Below are 23,019 nucleotides of genomic sequence, written 5' to 3'. Positions count from 1 at the left end.
GCGTCGAAGGGGGTTCTTTGCCCGGCGTCCTGAGCATTTCAGGTGCGGGGCAGAGCGCACGCTCCTCCCCGGCAAGAGGCCGCTCGGCCCGGCGCCAAAGATTGGTTTCCAAAGGCCCTTCGGCCTTTGGTGGGGTGAGGTCCGGAGAGGGGCAAAGCCCCTCTCCGAGGCCCCTCACGCCGCCACAGCGCGCTCGATGCGCGCCGCCAGCCCTGCCGTCACCGCGGTCATTGGCAGCCGCACCTCGGGGCTGTCGATCAGCCCGTCCCGCCATAGCCAGTGCTTGATCGGCGCCGGGCTCGGCTCGGCGAAGAGCAGCGGTGGCAACTCGGACAGCGCATGCCATGCCGCCAGCGCCTTTGCCGCATCGCCAGCGCGCACCAGGTCCCGCACCGCGGCGAAGTCCCGCGTCCGGATGTGGGCCGAGGCGGTTATGCCGCCTTCGGCGCCCTGGTTCAGCATCGGGTGGAAGAATGCGTCCTCGCCGGTCAGCACGGCAAAATCCGCGGGCTTGCGGCGCAGCAGGTCGAATGATTGCGCCATGTCGGCCGAGCAATCCTTCACCCCCGCGATGGTCGGCAATGCGGCGAGCTCCAGCATCGCCGCATTGCCGAGGTTCACGCCGGTCCGATACGGGATGTTGTAGATGACGATCGGTCGCGCCGTGGCGCCCGCCAGCGCCGTGAAGTGCCGCACCATCCCGTCCTGCGATGGCCGCGTGTAGTACGGGCAGGCGATGAGGTAACCGTCGACCGGCCAGCCTGCGGTCGTGTCGAGTGCCTTCGCCATCTTGCGCGTGTCGCTGCCCGACAGGCCCAGGAACACCGGCAGTCGACGACCGGCGGCGGCCAGCGTGTCGGCAGTGATCGCGACCAGCCGTTCGGTTTCGTCGTCGTCGAGGGTCAGGCCCTCGCCCGTCGTCGCCGCCAGGATCAGCCCGTCCAGTGGCTCGGCCGCATAGTGCCGCACCAGCCGGCGCAGCGATGCCTCATCGAGCGCGCCGTCGCGGAAGGGCGTGATCAGCGGCAGCCAGAGGCCGCCGAGGCTGGGGTGAGGGGTCTGCATCATCGTCTCCTTGGTGTGCCGGAGACGGGGAACCGTTGCTGCCCCGTCCGAACCGGCGGGGTGCAACCTGATCCTGGGGCGCAGTGGCTACCGCGCGCGACGATCCGTTGTGCCCCTGACGGGGCACTTCTTCGACGCGACGGGCTTGGCGTTGCGGAGGATCACGGCGGCGACAGCATCGGCTGGCGCGATGCGGGCCGTCAAGCGGCCGCCCAGGCCAAATGCGCCTCCCGCAGACGCGGCGCTTGCCAGATCCTTCCGGCCATGGCCTATCTGGCGCTGCATCAAGAGTTGGGCCGGTCCCAACGCCAACCTGCCTTCCCGGGCAAGGTGGCGCCTCCGCAAGGGGGGATGCGGCCGCTCCGGCAACCAAACGGGAAGCGTCGCCGCGTCGGTTCCGGTCCGAGACACCAGGAGGACCCGATGCTGGACGCGACGCCTGCCCCCGATCTCGATTTGCTGCTCGCCCCGGGCGACCAAGCCGAATTCGTCGCCCTCTGTGCCTGGACGACGCGGCTGGGGCGGGTCGAGACGTCGTGGCTCTATGTCGTCCTGCACCAGGGGCAGGGGGCCTGGACGCATGCCTATCGCGTGGTGCCGGACCGGCGGCCCGGGCACCTTGCCGTCTTCCTTGAGCGGGCCGAGCCCGGCGACTGCCGCGCCGCGCTGCGGGATTGGCTGCGCGGGCGGGCCGTCGGGGCTGATGGCCGCCGGTAGACCCGGCCTGCCATGCGCGGTGGCGGGTTGCTCTTGCAGTGCGAGGCGGGGCAGAACAACCGCCATCGCAATCGTCGGAACGGCGACTCCATGCTCCTTCTCATCCCCGGCCCCGTGCAGACCCGTCCCGAGGTCAAGGCCGCCATGGCCCAGGACATCGCCCCCTGGGACCGCGACTTCCAGAAGGTCTACGCCCGCATCCGCGAGCGCGTCGTCGGCGTTGCCGGCGGCACGCCGGGCGTCCACGCCACCCTGCCGATCCAGGGCGCCGGGCATTTCGTGACCGAGGCCGCGCTGCGCACCTTCGTCGCCCCGGGTGCCAAGGTGCTGATCCCGATGAACGGCGCCTATGCCCAGCGCATGGCGCGCCTGGCGCGTGAGGCCGGCCGCATCGTCGTCGAGCTGCCGCTGACCGACACGCGCGGCGCCACCGCAGCCGACATCATGCCGGCGCTGGAAGCCGACCCGTCCATCGGCACGGTCGCAATGGTCTACAACGAGACAGGCTCGGGCATCGTCAACGACGCCCAGGGCATCGGGCGCGCCCTGCATGCCGCCGGCAAGCGGCTGGTGCTCGACGCCGTCTCCGCCTTCGGCGCACTGCCCTTCCCGCTGGACGACCACCCGGAATGCGATGTGCTGGTCTTCACCTCGGGCAAGTGCCTGGAAGGCATGCCGGGGGTGGGTTTCGCCGTCGCGCGGATCGATCGCGCGGAGGCCTGCGCGGGCAATGCCGGCTCCTGGTCGCTCGACCTGTCGGACGTGCTGGCGCATGCGAAGCGGTCCGGCTGGGGCTCGATCCGCTTCACCCCGCCGGTGCAGACCATCGCTGCCTTCGACGTGGCGCTCGACCTGTATGAGGCGGAAGGCGGCCAGGCCTCCCGCCTCGCGCGCTACCGCACGAATACCGGCATCCTCTACGACGGCATCGTAGCCCTCGGCCTCAAGCCCTATCTGGAACGGGACCAGCAGGGCCCGGTCATCGTCACCATCCATCAGCCTTCCGACCCGCGCTTCGACCTGCTGGCTTTCGTCGAGGCGCTGAAGCACCGCGGCGTGTTGATCAGCAACTTCTATAACACCCAAGCGCCAACGATGCGCATCGGCGCGATCGGCGCCATCACGCCTGAGGACATGCGCCGTGCCGTGGCCGCGATCGGCGCGGCGCTGGAGGATGTGCTGCCGAAGGCAGCGTAACGCCTGGCGATAGCGTCCGGGGCATCGGTGCGATGGTGGATACCGAGGCGAGCGCGCGGGAGTTTGCTCGCGAGCGGATGCCGGCCATGTCCACCCTGCAACGCGACCGGCAGGCCGACTACAAACGAGGCCAAACTTCGTACAGTAGGACTCCCGTTCACGCTGGAGCCCGCCATTGTCCCGGCGCATTCCGCCCCTCAATCCGCTCCATGCCTTCGAGGCTGCCGCTCGCCTTGGCAGCTTCACCCGTGCAGCCCAAGAGCTGCAGGTCACCCAATCGGCCGTCAGCCGCCAGGTCGCGGTGCTTGAAGGCTACCTCAAGCGCCGCTTGTTCAACCGGGACCACCACGGCATCACCCTGACCACGGACGGCGAAAGCTACCGCCGCGAAGTTGCCCCGGCTTTCGCACGTATCGGGACCGCCACCCGCCGCCTGCTGGACGCGGCAGAGGTGCATCCGCTGCGGATCCGATCCTACAGCACGTTCGCCACACGCTGGCTCCTCCCGCGCCTGCCGCGATTCCACCAGCATCATCCGGGCATCGAGGTGCGCCTAAGCACGGGCATTGCGCCGGTGGACTTCATGCGGGAGGAGCTGGACGTCGCCATCCAGTTCGGCGCCGGCGACTGGCCGGGGCTCGACCAGCAGAAGCTCATCGCGGACGTCATCCAGCCGGTGTGCAGCCCCAAGCTTCTGCGTCGGCGCAATGCACCGAGGACCATCGAGGATCTTCGGCACTGCACCTTGCTCCACACGAAGTACCGCAGGAACGACTGGCAGGATTGGCTTGCCGCAGTCGGCGGCCCCGAGATCGCAGATGGCGGCATGGTCCTGCCGGGCTCCGTGCTGGCCTACCAGGCCGCGATGGAAGGGCTGGGCATCGCCATGGGCCAGGTTCCGCTGCTGCGGTCGGAGATCACGACGGGGGTGCTGGTGCCGCTGTTCGACCGGCCGGTTGAACGGAAGCTGGCCCATTACGCCGTCTGGCCCGCGAGACATCCGCCCGACCAACGCCTTCGCCTGTTCCTTGCGTGGTTGGAACGGGAAGTCGGTATCGACTGACGCGCCATCGGAGGGGTGAAGCATTCCATTTTGGAATGCCCATGTGCGGAGAAGGAAGTTGCCCGCGCGCGCCGGCGCGCCGATGAAGCCGTCCCCATGCCCCAGCGGCGTATCGGGGCCGGAGGAAATGGAATGGACACAGCGGGCACTTCCGACATTCGCGTGGAGATGGACGGGCACGTCGCGACGGTGCTGCTCTGCCGGCCGCCGAACAACTTCATCGACCTTCACCTGACGGCGGAGATCGCCGGCGCGCTCGAGGCGCTGGACGCCGATCCGGCCTGCCGTGCCGTCGTGCTCGCCTCCGAAGGGAAGCATTTCTGTGCCGGCGCTGATTTTTCCCGCCACGATCGCCGCGCGGGCGATGCCGAAGCCGGTACCGGGCGGACCATCTACACCGAGGGCGCGCGCCTGCTGCGCACGAAGAAGCCGATCATCGCGGCGGTGCACGGCGCGGCGGTCGGTGCAGGGCTCGGCCTGGCGGTGGTCGCGGACTTCCGCGTGACATGCGCCGAAGCGCGCTTCGCCGCGAACTTCACCCGCCTGGGTTATCATCCCGGCTTCGGCCTGACCGCGACGCTGCCGCGGCTGATCGGCGCGCAGAAGGCGACATTGCTGTTCTTCACGGGGCGCCGCATTCCGGGCGATGAAGCCGTGGCCATGGGCCTTGCCGACGTGCTGGTGCCGCAGGCCGAGGTGCGTTCCGCCGCGCTGGCGCTGGCCCGCGAGATCGCGGAAGCCGCACCGCTCGCCATCGCCGCCACGCGCGTGACGATGCGCAACGGACTGGCCGATGTCTATGAACGCACCACCGCCCACGAGCTCGCCGAACAGGCCAAGCTGCGCGAGACGAACGATTTCCAGGAAGGCGTGAAGGCGATGGCCGAGCGTCGCACGCCGAACTTCACCGGGACCTGATCGGGCAGCAACATGACGGATACTGATCTCTCGCGGGCGCTGTTCGCGCCGCGCGGCGTCGCGCTGATCGGCGCTTCGGCGGATCCCACGAAGAACAATTCGCGCGCGCAGCGCCTGCTGCAGCGCGAAGGCTTCGCCGGCCGCATCGTCCCGGTGAATCCCGGCCGTGCGGAGATCATGGGCCTGCCCGCCGTCGCCGATATCCGCGATGCGGAAGGCCCCATCGACCATGCCTTCATCATGGTGCCCTCGGCCGCCGTGCTTCCCGCGATCGAAGGCTGCTGCGCCATCGGCGTGAAGGTCGCCACCATCTTCAGCGCCGGCTTCGCCGAGGCGGGGGATGAAGGCGCCGCGCTGCAACATCAGATCGTCGCGACGGCGCGTGCCGGCGGCATGCGGCTGATCGGTCCGAACTGCCTCGGGCTGCTCAGCGTTCCCGACCGCCTGACGCTCACGCTCAATGCGGCGATCGAAGCAGAGACCCTCCGTCCAGGCTGGCTCGGCATGGTTTCGCAGAGCGGCAGCATGATGGGGGCGGTCTTCTCGCGCGCCGTGGCGCGCGGGCTGGACTTTTCCCGCATGGCTTCGGTCGGCAATGAGTGCGACCTCGGCGTCGGAGAGCTTGCCGAGATGATGGTGGAGGATCCGCATACCAAGGCGGTGCTCCTGTTCCTGGAAACCTTCCGCGATGCGGATCGCCTGGCGGCGGCGGCGCGGCGGGCGCATGTGCTCGGCAAGCACGTCATCGCCTACAAGCTGGGGCGCTCCGAACTCGGGCGACGCGTCGCGTTGTCGCACACGGGCGCGATGGTGGGCGGGGACGAGCTGGCGGCCGCCTTCTTTCGCGAGCACGGCATCCTGCGCGTGGACACGCTGGAAGCGCTGATCGAGCTGCCGCGGATGATTCTCGGCCACCGGCCACCCCGTGGGCGGCGCTTCGCCGCCATGACCGCGACGGGCGGCGGCGCCGGGATGGTGGTGGATCGGCTCGGCACGCTGGGCGACGAGCTGATCGGCCCGCCGGAGGGCGTGCGCGCGACGCTCGCGGCCAAGGGGATCGTGGTGCCGGATGCGCCGCTGATCGACCTGCCGATGGGCATGGCCGGGGCGGAGCGCTATAGCACTGTTCTCCGCGAACTACTGGCGGCGGACCACAACGAGGCCGTCGTGGCCGTTCTCGGTTCCAATGCGCGCCGCGCACCGGAAAAGACTCTCGAGAACATCCTGCCGGCGATACCGGCGCCGAAGCCCCTGGCGGTCTTTGCCGCCCCGCTGGCGGAAGATCTGCTTCGGCAGGCGCATGAGCGCGGCATTGCCGCCTTCCGCGAACCGGAAGCGTGCGCCGATGCGGTGCATGCCTACCTCACCTGGCGTGAACCGCGACAACGCGACGCGGGGTTGATGCCCGACGAGGCGGATGCCGCTGGCCGGCTGGTGGCGCAGGCTGACGGCAAGTCGCTGAACGAGGTGCGGGCCTGCGAGGTCTTCGCGGCACTCGGCATCGAACCGCCGGGCAGTGTCGTCGTCAGCGCAGCGGAGCAGGTCGGCGATATCGCCGGGCCGGTCGCGGTCAAGCTCCTTTCCCCCGATATCCTGCACAAGACCGATGCGGGAATGGTGCGGTTGAACATCGAGGGCAAGGCCGCCATCCGTGACACCGTGGCGAATCTCCTCGCCGCCGCCCGCGAGCGCTTCCCGAAGGCCCGCGTCGACGGCGTGCTCGTGGCCCCCATGCATCGCGGATTGCAGGAAGTCATCCTCGGCTATCGCGAGGATCCCGAGGTCGGCCCGATGGTCATGCTGGGCATCGGCGGCGTGATGGCGGAGCTGAAGCGGAGCTTCAGCGTGCGCCTTGCGCCAGTCGATGTGGAGGAAGCGCTGACGATGATCGCCGAGCTTCCTGAGCTGCAGCTGATCCAGGGATTCCGCGGCCTGCCGAAAGGCGATGTTCAGGCGCTGGCACGCGCGATCCGCGCGATGTCGCTGCTCGCCACGCTGAAGGACCGCCCCGTGCAGGAGGCGGAGATCAACCCCCTCATCATCCGCGCCGAGGGCAAGGGTGCCGTCGCCGTGGACGGCCTGTTGGCGCTGCGCTGAGAATCGAGAGAGAGGAACGTCGAACATGGCGCAGACCGAAATGCTCGAAGAGCACCGCATGCTCCAGGACCTGGTCCGGAAGTTCGTGGAGCGCGAACTCATGCCGCTGGAAGCGGCTGTGCTGGCGCGGGAAGCGAAGGGCGACTCCTACAGTCTGACGGAGGAGCAGCTTGCGCCGCTGCACGCCAAGTGCCGCGAGCTCGGGCTTTGGGGTCTCGATGTGCCGGAGAGCCTGGGCGGCGCCAACATGCCGCCGATCGCGCTGGTCGCGGTGCAGGAAGAACTGGCGCGCACCGTCACGCCCTTCATCATCCCGCCTGACAGCCCGAACCTGCACATGATGATGGCGGTCGCGGACGATTATCAGCGCGAGCACTACCTCGCCCCCTATGCGGATGGGCGGAAGAACTCCTGCGTGGCGATTTCCGAACCTGGTGCCGGCGGCGATCCGGCCGGGATGCTCACGCGCGCCGTGCAGGACGGCGACGACTGGGTGATCAACGGGCGCAAGATCTGGGTAAGCCGCGTGCCCGCGGCGGACTTCCTGATCGTCATGGCCCGCACCAGCCCGGGCAAGCGCGCGGACGGCGTGACGGCCTTCCTCGTGGACAAGGGCACGCCCGGCTTCACCATCGAACGCCAGATCCAGATGATCGGCGGCCGGCGCACCTACGAGCTGGTCTTCGAGGATTGCCGGGTTCCCGCGCGCAATGTGCTGGGCAAGGTCGGCCAGGGCTATGCGCCCATGCAGCTGCGTCTGAACGTTCGTCGGCTGGAAATGGGCGCCCGCTGCGTCGGCATCGCATCCCGTGCGCTCGAGATGATGTGCGTGCAGGCGAAGCAGCGCATCACATTCGGTGTGCCGCTCGCCGAGCGCCAGGCCATCCAATGGTGGATCGCCGATGCGGCGACCAAGATCCACGCCTGCCGCCTGATGGTGCAGTCGGGTGCCGCGACGCTCGATGCCGGCGGCGACGTCCGCAACGAGGCGTCCATGATCAAGGTCTTCGCGACGGAGATGGCGACCGAGGTCGTGGACCACGCCATGCAGACCTTCGGTGCCATGGGCATGACCAAGGAACTGCCGCTGCAGCTTCTGGCGCAGCAGGTGCGCGTGATGCGGATCTATGAAGGCCCGAGCGAGGTGCACCGCATGGCGATTGCCACGCGCATCCTGAAGCAATACGGCTGAGTTCGAACCGGGGGAAAACGACGATGACGACGACACGAGGATTCGGACGCCGCACGGCACTGGCGACTGGTGCGGGGTTGCTGTGCGCACCGGCGGTCCACGCGCAGCCGCAATTCCCGAACCGGCCGATCCGCATGATCATTCCATTCGCGCCGGGCGGCGCGACCGATCTGCAGATGCGCGCGCTCTGCGATGCGGCATCTCGCCGTCTCGGGCAGTCCATCGTCATCGAGAACCGGTCCGGCGGCGCTGCCATCCTGGGCGCCATGGCGCTTGTGAACGACCGGACACCCGATGGGCACCTGCTGAGCCAGATGCCGTCCAACGTGTTCAGCTATCCGTTGCAGACCCGCAATCCGCCCTTCGACCCGGTGACTGACTTCAGCTGGATCATCCAGATCACGGGCTATGTCTTCGGGCTCGTGGTGCGCGCGGACAGCCCGTTCCGGACCCTGTCCGACCTGGTCGAGCATGCGAGGAAGAATCCCGGGCAGGTCAGCTATGGTTCGACCAGCGTGGGCGGCGTGCCGCATCTCACAACCGAGCGCATTGCCGAGCACTTCGGTGTCGAACTCACGAACATCCCCTTCCGGGGAGGGCATGAGACGGTGACGGCCGTGCTGAGCGGCACCGTCACCGCCATGGCCGGCAGTGGCTGGACGGACCACGTGCGTCAGGGGCAGATGCGCGCCCTTTGCATCTGGGGCTCGCGCCGCCTGGCGGCATTCCCGGATGTGCCGACGCTGCGGGACCTTGGGATCGATATCGTGCAGACCGGTCCCTATGGTTTCGCCGGCCCGAAGGGGCTGCCACGCAGCGTCGTTAACACGCTGCATGATGCGTTCCGTGAATCACTGAATGACCCGGCCCACCTCGCCGTCCTCGCCTCGGCGGAGATGGAGGTGGAATATCTCGGGCCGGATGACTACGCGGCGAGCGTGGCGCAGATCGTCGAGCAGAACAGGGCCGTCCTGGGCCGCCTGGGACTGCTGCCACAATAGAGTACGCGCCCGGGTCCGGCCCGATCGGCGGGCTTGCGATGCCGCGCCGGGCGGGTGGACATCGGGGCGCGGACGGGATCGTGTGCCTTGGCGCGCCCTCGTTCACGAGCTTTGTACGGTGTCGCTGGCAAACCTCCAGCTGCTCACGTGCGCCACGCGCCCTCATCAGATGCGGTCCCCCCATGGGCGCCCCTTGGCATTGCGAAGCAACGCCAATGGAACCCGGTGGCGGGATGGGTCGCAGGCGCCTCCGCGAAACCCGTGGCGCCTACTCCGCCCGGATCCCCGCCGTCTGAACTACCCGCCGCCAGCGCTCGATCTCGGCGCGCTGGAACTGGCCGTATGCCTCCGGGCTGTTCGCGACGACGGTGAAGCCGATCTGCTCCAACCGCTGCGTGCTCTCGGGGTGCTTCAGCGCGGCGGTCGCCTCGGCGTTCAGCCGCGCAAGCAGCGGCGCCGGCACGTTGGCGGGCGCCATCATCGCCTGCCAGGACGTCACCTCGAAGTCGCGGATGCCGTTCTCGATCACGGTCGGCACCTGGGGCAGGATGGGATGGCGCTCGCGGGACGTGACGGCGATCGCCTTCAGCCGCCCGCCCTGGATATGCGCCGCGACGGTGCCGAGGTTCTGGAACGACAACTGGACATTCCCGGCGATCAGGTCGGTCGCCGCCGCCGCCCCGCCCGTATAGGGCACATGCGTCGGGTCCGTGCCGGTCTCCTGCTTGAACAGCTCCATCGTGAGATGGTCCGAGGAGCCGACGCCGGAGGTCGAGTAGGAGGTCCGCCCGGCATTCGCCTTCAGCCAGGCGATCAGCTCCGGCAGCGTGGAGGCCGGTACGCGCTGCGGATTCACCACCAGCACGTTGGGCGTCGTGACAGCGAGTGTGACGGGCGAGAACTCCCGCACAGGGTCGTAGCCGAGGTTGGGACGCAGCGCGGCGTTGATCGCGAAGACGCCGATCGAACCGACGAACAGCGTATGCCCGTCCGGCGCCGCACGGGCGACGGCGCGGCCGGCGACCTCGCCATTCGCGCCGGGGCGGTTCTCCACCACGACCGGCTGGGTGATGCTGGTCCCCATGCGCTGCCCGATGACCCGCGCCACGATATCGGACGGACCGCCGGCCACGAAGGGAACCAGGATCGTGACGGGCCGGGACGGCCAGGAATCCTGGGCGCGGGCGCTGCACGCAAGGACGGTGGCGGGCGCGGCGGCAAGCAGCGCGCGGCGATGGATCGTCATGGACTTCCTCCGGCTTGATTGATCGGGACGGTATCGCGATCTCGCGATTTCGCGAAGCATGTCGTGCGGCGCCGCGCCCGGAAGCGTTGCCGCAGGCCCCAAGCAGCGCGTCCGGGGGCAGGGTTGCAAGGATGCAGCGCCTTCCGTAAGCGCAGGGGACTGCCGCAAGGGGGATGAAGGCATGGCGACTGACCTCGACATCGCGCGTGCCGCGACGCTGAAGCCGATCCGCGAGATCGCGGAAAAGGCCGGAATCCCCGAGGATGCGCTGGAGCCCTACGGCAAGTACAAGGCGAAGGTCGGGCTGGACTTCATCGCCGCCCAGCAGGACCGGCCTGACGGGGCGCTGGTGCTCGTCACCGGCATCAGCCCGACCCCGGCGGGCGAGGGCAAGACCACCACGACCGTCGGCCTGGGGGATGCGCTGAACGCCATCGGCACGCGCACGATGATCGCGCTTCGCGAACCCTCGCTCGGCCCCTGCTTTGGCGTGAAGGGCGGTGCGACGGGTGGCGGCTACGCCCAGGTGCTGCCGATGGAGGACATCAACCTCCATTTCACCGGCGATTTCCACGCCATCACCAGCGCCAACAACCTGCTGGCCGCGATGGTCGACAACAACGCGTATTGGGGCAACGGCGCGGGGCTCGATGCGCGGCGCATCTCCTGGCGGCGCTCGCTCGACATGAACGACCGCGCGCTGCGGTCGATCGTCTCCTCGCTCGGCGGCGTGGCGAACGGCTTCCCGCGGGAGGACGGCTTCGACATCACCGTCGCCTCGGAAGTCATGGCGGTGTTCTGCCTGGCGAAGGACCTCGCCGACCTGCAGGCGCGGCTCGGGCGCATGGTCGTCGGCCAGCGACGCGACGGCAGCTCCGTCACCGCGAAGGACATCAAGGCCGACGGCGCGATGGCCGTGCTGCTGCGGGATGCCTTCGCGCCAAACTTGGTGCAGACCATCGCCGGGTCGCCCGCGCTGGTCCATGGCGGTCCCTTCGCGAACATCGCCCATGGTTGCAACTCGGTCATGGCGACGCGGCTCGCGCTGAAGCTCGCCGATGTGGTGGTGACGGAAGCCGGCTTCGGCGCCGATCTCGGCGCCGAGAAGTTCCTCGACATCAAGTGCCGCCAGGCGGGCCTGAGGCCCGCCGCCTGCGTCGTGGTCGCGACGGTGCGCGCGCTGAAGATGCATGGCGGCGTCGCCAAGGCCGACCTCGGCACCGAGGATGTCGCCGCCGTGAAGCGCGGCGTCGTGAACCTCGCCCGCCATGTCGAGAATGTCGGCAAGTTCGGCGTCCCGGTCGTTGTCGGGCTCAACCGCTTCACCTCCGACACCGAAGCCGAGATCGCCGCCGTGCAGGAGGCCATGCGCGCCCTCGGCACCCGGGCGATCCTCTGCACCCATTGGGGAGACGGGGCGCAGGGCGCGGTCGAACTCGCCCATGCCGTGAAGGCGCTGATCGCCGGCGACGGCCCGGCGTTCGAGCCGCTCTACACCGACCACGTCTCGCTCGCCGGCAAGATCGAGACCATCGCGCGCGAGATCTACCGCGCCGCCTCCGTCTCCATCCCCGCGCCCGTCGCCACGAAGCTGAAGCGGTTCGAGGATGAAGGCTTCCGCGACCTGCCCGTCTGCATCGCGAAGACGCAGTATTCCTTCAGCGCGGACCCGACGAAGCTCGGCGCGCCCGAAGGCCATGTCCTGCCGGTGCGCGAGGTGCGGCTATCGGCCGGTGCCGGCTTCGTGGTGGCGATCTGCGGCGACGTGATGACCATGCCCGGCCTGCCGCGCGTGCCGGCGGCCGAGAACATTCATCTCGACGCCCTTGGCCGGATCGAGGGTCTGTTCTGAGCGCGGCCTGCATCGGCGCCAAGGGTGCTGCGGAACACCGGGTGAAGCTGCGCGGGCCGGACCATCGCGACCGTTGGCGTGGCGCGATGGCGCGGCGGCCGGCGCGGCAGTGGATGACGCCCCGGTTCCTCCCGTAGGCTCGAAGCCTGCCCCTACAGCGACGGCCACTTCGACGCGTCGTTGATCTCGAGCGGCGCCTGCTTCTTCATGTTCGGATACTTTTCGTAGAAGCAGCTGAACGCTCTCGTCTGGATGACGTCGTAACAGGGCATGCCACGGATGAAGGGCGCGCCCGGACCGCCATCGTCGTAAAGATCGCCATTGGCATCGGGCTTGAAGAAGATCTTCTTCCAGGAATTTCCCGGAATATACACGCTGATCTGCTGCCCCTGCGTCATGTAGAAGGAGATGTGGACGTTGGCGCCGCTCTTTGAATCCTCCTTGCAGACCGTGATGTGACATTGCAGCGTGGCATGCCATCCGGTCTGCTCATTGTAGACGAGGCCAAAATCATAGATGCCGTGCGCCCAGTTCGGCGGTGATGCAATCCAGCCAGCCATTCGTGGCTCCCTTCCATCAGCCGCCTGCCGGCCGGGATGTTAGGATTGCAGGATCACACGGAGGCGTGAAAGATAATTCGGCCTAGCGCCGCGCCTCCTCCACCCCGTCCCGGATGAACGCGGCGAGCGCCCGCGCCAGGCAGTCGTTCAGCTTGTCCACCTCGGCCGTCCGGCGCGCCGTCGCCGCGCGCTCCACATCCACCGTGCCGGCATCCACCCAGGCGCGCATGATGTCGTAGCGTGAGAAGAACCCGGCATTCCCGGTCGCGGCGAGCAGCCGCAGCGCGTCTCGATACGGCTCCAGGTCCACATTGGCGCGGAGGAAGCGGCTGAACTGGATGCCCATCAGCACGGCGTCGATGCCGCGGGCGCGCAGCCGTTCCAGGCCTTCTCCGACGATCGTCGCCATGTCGTCGATCGGCAGGCTTCGCAGTGCCTCGGTCGTGCCGGCCTGCCAGATCACCAAGTCGGGCCGGGCGCGGCCGCGCATCGCTTCCTGGATCTGTCGCCACTGGTCGGCGGCCGTGCTGCCGCGTTCGCCGCGCATCTCGAAGCGCAGTTGCAGGTCCGGCCGACGCTCCCGCAGCAGCGCCTCGAGCCGGGCCGGCCACGCGGCCGCCGGGCTGCTGGTGCCGGCGCCGGTGACGGAGGCCGTGCCGACAGCGAGGATGGTGAGCCTGCCGGTGGCGATGCCGGCGGCGGTCGCCGGCAGAGGCGGCGATTGCAGCCATTCCTCCGGCGCACCGCAACCCGGCCCCTGCGATGCCGTCGCCGGCAGCGAAAGGCTCAATCCGACCAGCAGGGCCAGGATGCGTTGCATCTCACTCAAGCGTTATCGATACGGGGCGGCGGCTGCAAGCCCGAAGGCGGCGTCTGCCGGCCGCCGCGCTTCTCCGAGCCGTACCAGGCGGTCAGCAGCGCGAGCCCGATCAGGGCTGCGGCGCCAACGAGATTCACCGCCGACTGCATCGCCCAGCCATCCGATTCCTCAAGCGCGACACGGCCGAGAAAGGACAGCGCGATGCCCGCGCAGAACACCGGCAGCGCCTGCTGGCCCATCAGGTTGAAGGGCTGGGCTGCACGGCTCCGCAGCCACGCGGCGTCCTTCGGAACCAGATGCGCGATCAGGTAGGTCAATGCGAGGATGGTCAGCAACCGCGCCGGATGCAGCGATGCCTTGTCGATCGCTGCCAGGAACGGCGCGAAAGCCGGCAGGCGCGCCTCCGTGAACTCCCAGGCGAAGTAGAGCAGCACCGTCATCACGGCGCCGGCTGCGAGCATCAACCAGCACAGCGCCCCCGCCCAGCGTCGCCATGGCACGCTCAGGGGATGCCCATTCGGCGGCCGGTAGCCCAGCGCGCAGCCGATGAAGAACAGCAGCTGCCAGGCGAGGGGGTTGAAGAACCAATCCTCGCCCCGCCAGGAGGGCAGGGTGATGTCGAATACGCGCGCCGCCGCCCATAACCCTGCCGAGGCACCCAGCATCACCGCCGGCCAGCGCAGCAGCGGCATGGCGACCGCGAACAGCGCCAGCACGGTGATGTAGAGCGGCAGGATGTTGAGGAATGACGGCTGGTAGCGCAGCAGCAGCGCCTCCAGCAGTGCGCGATAGGGATCGGAGGCGAAGGGGTCGAGATGCAGCTCGTCCAGATACGCCGCGCTGTCCAACCGTGCCGCGGATAATCCGACCTGCGCCGTGAACACCACCAGCAGGAAGATGTGCGCCACATACAGCGTGAAGACCCGCCCCATGACGCGCGATGCCGCGAAGAACCACCCCTGGCGGTCCATGATCGACCCGTAGGCGAGCCCGGCCGCATAGCCGGCGAGCAGGACGAAGGATTCGGTCGCGTCCGCCAGCGTGTAGTTACGGGGGGTGATGTGGCCGAGCCAGTTGCCCGGCGTGTGGTTCACGAAAATCGCCCACAGCGAGAAGCCGCGGATGAAGTCAACGCGCAGATCCCGGTCTAGTCGTACCAGTGCCGCCATCGCGCCGGTGAACACCAGACCGGCAGGCGCCGCAAGCGATGAAGCGTTACGGTATGGCAGCGAGTCCGCGCGCGATCGCCTCCACGTCCCGTGCGGCGTTGCACCCCGGGTGACGTGTCAGTAGCGGTGCCTGGTGGCGGATGGCGTCGCGCACCCTGGCATCGCGCCGGATCACCCCGGCGAGCGGCACGTCGCGCTTCAGGAAGGCGGCAGCCGCGCGCGCCAGCGCCCCATGAGTGCGCGTGCCGGCCGCGGCATCGCCCGCGAGGTTCACCACGATCCGTGCATCCCCGCCCGGCCGGTCGCGCGCATGCAGCTTCAGGACGGCATAGGCGTCGGTCAGGCTGGTTGGTTCCTCGGTCGCGACCACCAGCAGCGTGTCGGCGGCCGCGGCGATGCGGCGCTGCGGTGCCTCAAGCCCGGCGCCGAGATCCACCACGACCCGATCCCAAGCCGTGGCCAGCCGTGGCAGCAGGGCGAGCATGGCACTGAGTGCAGCGTGGTCGAGCATCGATAGTGCGCCCGACCCCGACCGACCAGCGAGAATCGCGAAGCCCGCCGGATGCGCGATGGCGGCGTCCTCGGCCGCGACCGTGCCGCCGATCACCGCGGAAAGGTCGCGCGCCGGCTGGAAGCCGAGCTGCACGTCGATATTGGCGAGGCCGAGATCGGCATCGACCAGCAATACGCGCAGCCCGTGCCGCGCCAGCGCATGGGCGAGGGTGATGGCGAACCAAGTCTTGCCGACGCCCCCCTTGCCGGAGGCGACGGCGAGGACCCGCCCGGCGGAAATGGCGGAGCGCGCGGCGACATGGGTCATGATGCAGCTTCCTCGGCGGCAAGTGGGGCGTCGCGGCGCGGCGCGGCGGCGAGCCGCGCCGCAAGCCGCGCGGGGGAAAGCGGTTCGAGCCCATCCACCACTTCCGGGCTGATCCCGGCCTCGGTCAGCAGCAGCGGCCCGGCCTCGGCCGCGGCCAACACGGCGCCGAGCCGCCGCGCGGCATCCAGCCGCGTCGGCAGAAGGTGCCGCGCGCCAAGCGCGGCGAAGGCGCGGGCGAGGTCGGCGGCTTCCTGCGCATCGAGCCCCGCCGGCAGCACCAGCACGAGGTCGGCCTGCGCGGCCGCCGCCAGCGCGTGCAGTGCGACGGCCTGCCGCGTGTCGAAGGGGTCGCAGCCGGCGCTGTCCACCAACGCCGGCTGCCCCGGCATCCGCCGCGCCAGCGCCTTGCCGAGCGCGGCGGCCGAGGGCGCGACCGCCAGCGTCAGCCCCAGCACGCCGGTGAAGGCCGCAAGCTGCGCCGCCGCGCCGGCCCGCTGCCCGTCGGTCGTCGCGATCACCGGCGGCGTGCCACCCAGGACCATCCGTGCCGCGAGCTTCGCGCAGGTGAGCGTCTTGCCCGCGCCCGGCGGCCCGACGAGCATGATGGGCCTGTCCCGCCCATCCGGCATCGGCCCGAATCCCAGCGCGCCGGCGAGCGTCTGGTCCAGCGGCCCTCGCGCGAGGCACCGGCCGAGCGCCTCGGGCAGGTTGTGAAAGGTCAGCGGCCCCGGCGGCGCAGCCATCGTCGGCGCGGCGGGGGGAATCAGCACCGGTTCCTCGGCTTCCAGCGCCGCGGTGATCTCGACGCCGCTCCCGGTGCGGCGCGTGGAGAGGATGATCGCCTCCGCGCCCAGCTCCTCCCGCAGCAGCGACATGGCTTCGTCCATGCGCCGGGCGCTGAAGGTCTTCAGGCGCATGCGGCACCCGTTGCGGCTAGGATGGCGCGATGCAGAACCGAACGATGCGGCGTCGGACGGCGCTGCTCGCCGCCGCCGGCGCGACGCTGTCCGGACCGGCCCGCGCCTGCGGGCCGGTGCAGGATCTGATGCCGTCCTTCTGGGCCGCGTATGACGCGCTGCCGCCGGGCAATGCGGTCGATCGGGCGCGGGCGCTGATCGCCGCCTACCTCCAGCCGAACATCGACGCCTATCGTGCCGCCGGCATCGCCCGCGTGGACGTCGCCGCCTGGCTGCCGCGCTTCGACCCGGTCGCCGGCACGGTGCGGTCGTTGTCCCAGCGCCTGTCGGATCTGTGGTGTGCGCGGCTCGCGCAGTTCCAGCGCCTGCTGCCCGATGCGGAGCCGGATGTGCCGGCGACGGCCTTCGTGTCGTTCTTGTGGTTCGATGGCCGGGCACGGTCGGTGCAGGGACGCATGGCGCTGTTTCTCGGCCTCGACATGATCGTGTTGCTGCATGGGGAGGAGCCCGGACCGCTGCTCGATCACGAGCGCTTCCACCTCTACCACCATCAGGTGAACCCCTCCCTGATCATGGAGGGCGGCGATCCGCTCTGGCTCGGTATCTGGAAGGAGGGGCTGGCGGTCCATGCGACAGCGCTGCTGAACCCGGGAACTCCGCGCGTCACCGCCTTCATGGGCGACGAGATGCTGGCATCGATGGACGCCGCCGTCCTGCGCCGCGTCGCGGCCGAACTGCCGACGCAGCTGGACGCGACGGGCTTGGCGGAACGCTCGCGATACCTCGGCTATGGTTATCGCGGGACCATCCCGGCGCGCAGCGGCTACGTCCTCGGCCTCGCCATCGTGGAACGCGCGGCGCAGGGCAGGGACCTCGCGGCGCTCGCCCGCATCCCGGCACCCGAGATCGCCGCGATCGTACGGCGGGAACTCGCCGCCATCGCGCAGGGCTGAGGCGTCACACGCTGCCAATGGTGCGGATCCTGGCGCGCGGGTGGATCTCGGTATGCGCGAGAACCATCGTCGAGGGGCGAAAGCGCTCGACGATGGCGCGCACATGCGGCCGGATCGGTGCGGAGCAGATCAGCGCCGGCTGCTCACCCGCCGCCGTCGCAGCATCGAAGGCGCTGCGCAGCGTCTCCATGAAATCGGACAGGCGCGACGGCGCCATGGCGAGCTGGCGTTCCTCCGGTGGGCCGATCAGCGCCTCGGTAAAGGCCACCTCCCAATCCGCCGAGAGCGTGATCATCGGCACGTAGCCGTGCGGCCCACGTGCCGCGTCGGAGAGCTGCCGCGCGAGGCGCGCCCGGACGATGGCAAGGATGCCCGGGACGGTCCGCGCCCCGGCCGCGCAGGCTTCCTGGATGCCCTCCAGCACGGTCGGCAGGTCGCGAATGGACACGCGTTCCGCCAGCAAGGCCTGCAGCACCCGCTGGATACCGCCCATGCCGATCTGCGACGGCACCAGATCCGCGACCAGCTTGCGGTGCTCCGCCGGCAATTCGTCGATCAGCTTATGCGTCTCGGCGAAGGAGAGCAGCTCCGCCATGTTCTCCCGCACGAGCTCCGTGAGATGCGTCGCGACGACGCCGGCCGCATCCACCACGGTGCAGCTTCGCGCGAGCGCTTCCTCACGCCGCGTTTCCTCGATCCAGATGGCGGGCAGGCCGAAGGTCGGTTCCTGGCAGCGTTCGCCCGGCAGGTTCGGCACGTTGCCGGATGGGTCGATCGCCAGCAGCAGCGGCGGTCGCAGCTGGCCACGCCCGGCCTCGATCTCCTTCACCCGGATCGCGTAGGTGTCGGCCGGCAGGGCGAGGTTGTCCTGGATGCGGACGGAGGGCAGGACGAAGCCCATATCCTGCGCGATGGTGCGCCGGAGGCCCTTGATCTGCTCGGTTAGCCGCGGCGCCTCCCCGGCCGCGAGCGACAGCAGCCCGTAGCCGAGTTCCAGACGCAGCAGGTCGATGCGCAGCGTCTCGGCGATGGGCGGGTCGGTGATGGCTGGCGCCTGCGCTTCGGGCGGCGGTGCGGCGGCGCGCCGATGCGTCGCCCAGGCCGCGGTGCCGGCAGCGCCTGCGACGGCCAGGAAGGGCAGCATCGGCATCCCCGGCAGCAGGGCCATCACCCCCGCCGCACCGGCGGCGATGGCGAGCGGTTTCGGCCCGGCGCCAAGCTGGCCGAGCATCACCTCATCCGCCGTGCCTTCCGTGCTGCCCTTGGTGACGACGATGCCGGCCGCGACCGAGACCAGCAGTGCGGGAATCTGGCTGACCAGCCCGTCGCCGACGGTGAGCATCGAGAAGGTTTGCGCCGCCTCTCCCACCGACAGCCCATGACGCGCGACGCCGATCGCCATCCCGCCGATCAGGTTGATGAAGGTGATGATCAGCCCAGCGATGGCGTCCCCGCGCACGAATTTCGCGGCACCGTCCATGGCGCCGTAGAAGCCGGTCTCCTCCTCCAGTTCCTTCCGGCGGTTGCGCGCCTCGGTTTCGTTGATCAGGCCGGCGGAGAGATCGGCATCGATCGCCATCTGCTTGCCGGGCAGGGCATCGAGGCTGAAGCGCGCCGCGACCTCCGCGATGCGGCCGGAACCCTTGGTGATGACCATGAAGTTCACCACCAGCAGGATCGCGAAGACGATCAGGCCGACGACGACGTCGCCGCCCATCAGGAACCCGCCGAAGGCCGAGACGACATGGCCGGCCGCCTCCGGTCCTTCCGCCCCATGCGTCAGGATGATGCGCGTGGTCGCGACGTTCAGCGCGAGGCGCAGCAGCGTCGTCAGCAGCAGCAGCGTGGGGAAGGAGGTGAAGTCGAGCGGCCGCCGCAGGAACAGCGCCACCATCAGCACCAGCACGGACACCGTGATCGAGATCGCCAGCGCTGCATCCAGCAGCATGACCGGCAGCGGCACGACCAGCACGACGAGCAGCGCCGCGACGCCGAGCGCCAGCGACATGTCGGTGCCGGGCTGCGCGCGCCGCAGCCAGCCGGGAAGGGCGATGGCGTTCACGCGCTACGCGACCGGCAGCGGTATGGGCATCTGGCCCGGCACCGGCGGCACGGCAGCACCCGCCGCGCGGTACTCGTGCAGCTTGTTGCGTAGCGTGCGGATGGAGATGCCGAGCATTTCAGCCGCCCGCGTCCGGTTGCCGAGGCAGTGCGACAGGGTTTCGAGGATCAGGTCGCGCTCGACATCGTCGACACGCCGGCCGACGAGGGCGGAGACGGGTGGCTTCACCGGCGCCGGGATCGCCACCGATGCCGGCAAGAGCGTGGGCACGGAGGCGGCAACGGATGGCGCCTCGGGCGCGCGGTGCTCGAGCAGGTCGATCGCCTCCGCGCCGATATCATGGCCCTCCGCAAGCAGCACGGCGCGATGCAGCGTGTTCTCCAGTTCCCGCACATTGCCGGGCCAGGGATGCGCCAGCAGCACCGCTTCCGCCGCGACCGACAGCCCGCGCAGCGGCAGCCCGTTCGCACGCGCATAACGTTCGGCGAAGTGCCGCGCGAGCGGCATGATGTCGTCCCGCCTTTCGCGCAGCGCCGGGATGCGGAGCCGGACGACGGCGAGGCGGAAATACAGATCCTCCCGGAACCGGTTGGCCGCGACCTCTCGCGCCAGGTCGCGATGCGTCGCCGCCAGGATGCGCACATCCACCTTCACAGGCGCCGAGCCACCCAGCCGGTCGATCTCCCGCTCCTGGATCGCCCGCAGGATCTTGGCCTGGAGCCGCGGGTCCATCTCGCCGATCTCATCCAGCAGCAGCGTGCCGCCCTCGGCCTGTTCGAACTTGCCGCGGCGTGCCGCGACCGCGCCGGAGAACGCACCCTTCTCGTGGCCGAACAGCTCGGATTCCAGCAGCGCCTCGGGCAGCGCCGCGCAGTTCAGCGCGACGAAGGGGCCGCGTGCGCGCCGAGATGCCACATGGATGTGCCGCGCGAGCACTTCCTTGCCGGTGCCGCTCTCCCCGGTGATCAGCACGGACGCCTCCGCCCGTGCGACCTGTTCCGCACGCGCCAGCAGCAGGCCCATCGCCGGATCGCGCACGATCGGCTTCTCCGGATCGCCCGCCACCGCCTGCAACATCGCCGCGATCAGGTCCGGATCCGGCGGCAGCGGCAGGTAGTCCTTCGCGCCGGCGCGGATCGCCCGCACGGCGCCATCCGCATCATCCGGCCGGCCGCAGGCGACGACGGGGCAGGCGATACGCTCGGCCGCCATCTGGTCGATCAGCCAGGCGACGTCATGCATCACGTCGCACAGGGCGAGGTCCGCCCCTTCCGCCCGCAGCCGCGCGAGCCCCGCCGCCGCCCCTTCCGCCGTCGCCAGCTTCGCCCCGCGCGCGGCGGCGATGCGCGCCGCGAGGCCGAGTTCCGCCTCCATCGAGCCGATGATCAGGATGCGCGCCATGGTCAGACGCCCCGGTCCGACTTCACGATCTCGGTCATCGTCACGCCGAGGCGGTTGTCGTCCACCATCACCACCTCCCCGCGCGCGACGAGGCGGTTGTTGACATAGATGTCGACGGCCTCGCCAAGCTTGCGGTCGAGCTCCACCACCGCGCCGCGCCCAAGCTTCAGCAGCTGCGACACCTGCATGGTCGCCCGCCCCAGCACGGCCGAGATCTGCACCGGAATGTCGTAGACCGCCTCCAGTTCGCGCGCCGGGGCGGGGGCGGCTTGCCGTGCCTCCTCCGACGCCGCCGAGACCGGTTCGAAGCCCTGCGTTCCGCTCATGCGCTACTCCTTCGGCCCAAGGCCGGATGTATCCAGGACGTTGCGGATCGCCTGCGGCGCGCAGCGAGATCGAGCGCCGCACCACCCGCGCGCCACGCCGCGCGAGCGTCGCCCGGCGGCAAGGCGGCATCCTCCTCGACGGCAATCCGCGTCGGCGCGAGCAGCGCCCGTACCGCATCGCCGAACCCCGCCGGCACCAGCAGCCGCGCTTCCGGCACCGCTTCCAGCATTGGCGCGACGCGGCGGGCGAAGGCGGCAGCGAGGGACGCGGCCTGGTCCGCCGCCAGCCCCGGCAGCGCAGCATCCAGCATGGAGAGCACCAGCCGCGACAGATCGTGCGCTGCCGCAGTCGCCGCCGCATGCGCCTGCGCCTCGCCAAGCCGCAGCGCGTCGACGCCTGCCTCGGCAATCCGCACGGCTGCCGCTTCCTGCGACGCGGCGGCGCGGCGCAGACCTTCGGCCAGCCCGTCCTCCCACCCGCCGCGGCGAGCTTCCTCCAGCAGAGGCTCGAGCGGTTCCGGGGCGGGGGGTGGGGGCGGGGCCATGGCTTCGCGCCGCGCGGCATCGAGTGCCGCAATCAGCATGGTCGGCACAAAGGGGGCGGCCGCCGGTAGTTCGGCGGCAGGGGCAAAGGCGTCCGGCATGTCAGTAGACCAGCTCCTCCTCGCGCCCATCCTGCATCTGGATCTGGCCCTGCGCCGCGAGATCCTTCGCCAGCAGCACGATCGCTGCCTGCGCATCGTCCACGTCGCGCAGCTTGACCGGCCCCAGATTGGCAAGGTCGTCCTTCAGCATCTTCGCCGCGCGCTCGCTCATGTTCTTGATGAACAGGTCGCGGAGCGTCTCCGACGCGCCCTTCAGCGCGAGGGTGAGCTGATCCTTCGGCACCGCGCGCATCAGCACCTGCACGCCGCCACCATCCATGCGCGACAGGTCGTCGAAGGTGAACATCAGCCCGCGAATACGTTCCGCCGCATCGCGGTTGCGTTCCTCCAGCGCGGCGAGGATGCGCGTCTCGGACTGTCGGTCGAGATTGTTGAAGATCTCTGCCATCATCTCATGCGCGTCGCGCCGCTGCGCGCGGGCCAGGTTCGACATGAACTCGGCTTTCAGCGTCTTCTCGACGCCGTCCAGCGCCTCCTTTTGGACGGTCTCCATGCGCAGCATGCGCATGATGACCTCCATCGAGAATCCCTCCGGCAACAGGGACAGCACGCGCGCCGCGTGGTCGGCCTTCACCTTGGTCAGCACCACGGCGACGGTCTGTGGGTATTCGTTCTTCAGATAGTTCGCGAGCACGGCCTCATTCACGTTGCCCAGCTTGTCCCACATGGTGCGGCCGGCCGGGCCGCGGATTTCCTCCATGATCTGGGCGACGCGCTCGCGCGGCAGCGTCTTCAGCAGCATGCGCTCGGTGGTCTCCCAGGAACCGACGAGATTGCCGGTCTGGCCGATATTCTCTGCGAACTCGCGGCACAGCTCCTCCACCGCCGAAGCCGGCACGGTGCCGAGGCTCGCCATGGCCTGGGAGATGTCGCGGATCTCGTCCTCATGCATCTTCGCGAACAACCGCGCGGCGTGGTCCTCGCCGATCGCGAGCATGAAGGTCGCGGCCTTCTGGGCGCCGTTCAGATGCATGTCAC

The 23,019-nt window shown here is 69.6% G+C and carries 21 protein-coding genes and 1 riboswitch; of the genes, 9 read left to right on the top strand and 12 right to left on the bottom strand.

Annotation, left to right across the window (positions count from 1 at the left end):
- Positions 1–174: 174 nt before the first annotated feature.
- Positions 175–1,068: a 4-hydroxy-tetrahydrodipicolinate synthase gene (dapA, locus tag GXW78_RS12810; protein WP_211869204.1), complete on the bottom strand. Its 894-nt coding sequence runs from the start codon at positions 1,066–1,068 to the stop codon at positions 175–177.
- A gap of 273 nt (positions 1,069–1,341) precedes the next feature.
- Positions 1,342–1,448, top strand: a riboswitch (SAM-I-IV-variant riboswitch).
- 40 nt (positions 1,449–1,488) lie between these two features.
- Here dapA and GXW78_RS12805 point away from each other — a divergent pair.
- From GXW78_RS12805 to GXW78_RS12775, 7 genes are all read left to right on the top strand, one after another.
- Positions 1,489–1,782, top strand: a complete 294-nt coding sequence (locus GXW78_RS12805; RefSeq protein WP_211869203.1) for a hypothetical protein — start codon at positions 1,489–1,491, stop codon at positions 1,780–1,782.
- A 90-nt stretch (positions 1,783–1,872) separates the two neighbouring features.
- Positions 1,873–2,979, top strand: a complete 1,107-nt coding sequence (locus tag GXW78_RS12800) for a 2-aminoethylphosphonate--pyruvate transaminase (protein ID WP_211869202.1) — start codon at positions 1,873–1,875, stop codon at positions 2,977–2,979.
- Between the two features lie 175 nt (positions 2,980–3,154).
- Complete coding sequence (gene gcvA, locus GXW78_RS12795) at positions 3,155–4,042, top strand: transcriptional regulator GcvA (RefSeq protein WP_211869201.1); 888 nt, start codon at positions 3,155–3,157, stop codon at positions 4,040–4,042.
- 132 nt (positions 4,043–4,174) lie between these two features.
- The gene (locus GXW78_RS12790) at positions 4,175–4,960 is read left to right on the top strand and encodes an enoyl-CoA hydratase/isomerase family protein (protein ID WP_211869200.1); all 786 of its coding nucleotides are present in this window, start codon (positions 4,175–4,177) and stop codon (positions 4,958–4,960) included.
- A 12-nt stretch (positions 4,961–4,972) separates the two neighbouring features.
- A complete protein-coding gene (locus GXW78_RS12785; RefSeq protein WP_211869199.1) occupies positions 4,973–7,057 on the top strand; it encodes an acetate--CoA ligase family protein in 2,085 nt (694 codons plus the stop codon).
- A gap of 25 nt (positions 7,058–7,082) precedes the next feature.
- Entirely contained in the window at positions 7,083–8,249 is a 1,167-nt protein-coding gene (locus tag GXW78_RS12780) for an acyl-CoA dehydrogenase family protein (RefSeq protein WP_211869198.1), read from the top strand.
- 23 nt (positions 8,250–8,272) lie between these two features.
- Positions 8,273–9,250, top strand: coding sequence for a Bug family tripartite tricarboxylate transporter substrate binding protein (locus tag GXW78_RS12775; RefSeq protein WP_211869197.1), 978 nt, complete (start codon positions 8,273–8,275; stop codon positions 9,248–9,250).
- Positions 9,251–9,518: 268 nt separating this feature from the next.
- On the opposite strand, the gene GXW78_RS12770 is transcribed toward GXW78_RS12775, so the two are convergent.
- Positions 9,519–10,496, bottom strand: a complete 978-nt coding sequence (locus GXW78_RS12770; protein WP_211869196.1) for a Bug family tripartite tricarboxylate transporter substrate binding protein — start codon at positions 10,494–10,496, stop codon at positions 9,519–9,521.
- Positions 10,497–10,677: 181 nt separating this feature from the next.
- Here GXW78_RS12770 and GXW78_RS12765 point away from each other — a divergent pair, with 181 nt between their 5' ends.
- A complete protein-coding gene (locus tag GXW78_RS12765; RefSeq protein ID WP_211869195.1) occupies positions 10,678–12,348 on the top strand; it encodes a formate--tetrahydrofolate ligase in 1,671 nt (556 codons plus the stop codon).
- A 152-nt stretch (positions 12,349–12,500) separates the two neighbouring features.
- Here GXW78_RS12765 and GXW78_RS12760 read toward each other — a convergent pair whose 3' ends face one another.
- The 5 genes from GXW78_RS12760 to GXW78_RS12740 all read right to left on the bottom strand — a co-directional run bounded on the left by GXW78_RS12760 (position 12,501) and on the right by GXW78_RS12740 (position 16,634).
- Positions 12,501–12,908: a hypothetical protein gene (locus GXW78_RS12760; RefSeq protein WP_211869194.1), complete on the bottom strand. Its 408-nt coding sequence runs from the start codon at positions 12,906–12,908 to the stop codon at positions 12,501–12,503.
- Between the two features lie 82 nt (positions 12,909–12,990).
- Positions 12,991–13,728, bottom strand: a complete 738-nt coding sequence (locus GXW78_RS12755) for an SGNH/GDSL hydrolase family protein (protein WP_338147743.1) — start codon at positions 13,726–13,728, stop codon at positions 12,991–12,993.
- Between the two features lie 5 nt (positions 13,729–13,733).
- Positions 13,734–14,912 carry an OpgC family protein gene (locus GXW78_RS12750; RefSeq protein WP_211869192.1) on the bottom strand — a complete coding sequence of 393 codons (1,179 nt, stop codon included), beginning with the start codon at positions 14,910–14,912 and terminating at the stop codon, positions 13,734–13,736.
- Between the two features lie 31 nt (positions 14,913–14,943).
- The gene (locus tag GXW78_RS12745) at positions 14,944–15,717 is read right to left on the bottom strand and encodes a nucleotide-binding protein (protein ID WP_211869191.1); all 774 of its coding nucleotides are present in this window, start codon (positions 15,715–15,717) and stop codon (positions 14,944–14,946) included.
- A complete protein-coding gene (locus tag GXW78_RS12740) occupies positions 15,714–16,634 on the bottom strand; it encodes a hypothetical protein (RefSeq protein WP_211869190.1) in 921 nt (306 codons plus the stop codon). The genes GXW78_RS12745 and GXW78_RS12740 overlap by 4 nt, the downstream gene beginning before the upstream one ends.
- A 29-nt stretch (positions 16,635–16,663) precedes the next feature.
- Between GXW78_RS12740 and GXW78_RS12735 the strand changes: the two genes are divergently transcribed.
- The gene (locus tag GXW78_RS12735) at positions 16,664–17,587 is read left to right on the top strand and encodes a hypothetical protein (protein ID WP_211869189.1); all 924 of its coding nucleotides are present in this window, start codon (positions 16,664–16,666) and stop codon (positions 17,585–17,587) included.
- Positions 17,588–17,591: 4 nt separating this feature from the next.
- On the opposite strand, the gene flhA is transcribed toward GXW78_RS12735, so the two are convergent.
- The 5 genes from flhA to fliG are packed head-to-tail and all read right to left on the bottom strand — an operon-like array spanning position 17,592 to position 23,014.
- Positions 17,592–19,595 carry a flagellar biosynthesis protein FlhA gene (flhA, locus tag GXW78_RS12730; RefSeq protein WP_211869239.1) on the bottom strand — a complete coding sequence of 668 codons (2,004 nt, stop codon included), beginning with the start codon at positions 19,593–19,595 and terminating at the stop codon, positions 17,592–17,594.
- A 57-nt stretch (positions 19,596–19,652) separates the two neighbouring features.
- Positions 19,653–21,050, bottom strand: a complete 1,398-nt coding sequence (locus GXW78_RS12725) for a sigma-54-dependent transcriptional regulator (RefSeq protein WP_211869188.1) — start codon at positions 21,048–21,050, stop codon at positions 19,653–19,655.
- 2 nt (positions 21,051–21,052) lie between these two features.
- Positions 21,053–21,376: a flagellar motor switch protein FliN gene (fliN, locus tag GXW78_RS12720; RefSeq protein WP_246522097.1), complete on the bottom strand. Its 324-nt coding sequence runs from the start codon at positions 21,374–21,376 to the stop codon at positions 21,053–21,055.
- Positions 21,373–22,020 (bottom strand): hypothetical protein, encoded by a 648-nt coding sequence (locus GXW78_RS12715; RefSeq protein ID WP_211869187.1) that lies wholly within the window; start codon positions 22,018–22,020, stop codon positions 21,373–21,375. The genes fliN and GXW78_RS12715 overlap by 4 nt, the downstream gene beginning before the upstream one ends.
- Position 22,021: 1 nt before the next feature.
- Positions 22,022–23,014: a flagellar motor switch protein FliG gene (gene fliG / locus GXW78_RS12710; RefSeq protein WP_211869186.1), complete on the bottom strand. Its 993-nt coding sequence runs from the start codon at positions 23,012–23,014 to the stop codon at positions 22,022–22,024.
- Positions 23,015–23,019 lie beyond the last annotated feature (5 nt).

Source organism: Neoroseomonas terrae, assembly GCF_018129025.1.
Classification (GTDB): Bacteria; Pseudomonadota; Alphaproteobacteria; order Acetobacterales; family Acetobacteraceae; genus Neoroseomonas; species Neoroseomonas terrae.
The sequence above is the reverse complement of the archived record's forward strand: the minus strand, read 5'-3'. Positions and strand labels throughout refer to the sequence as shown.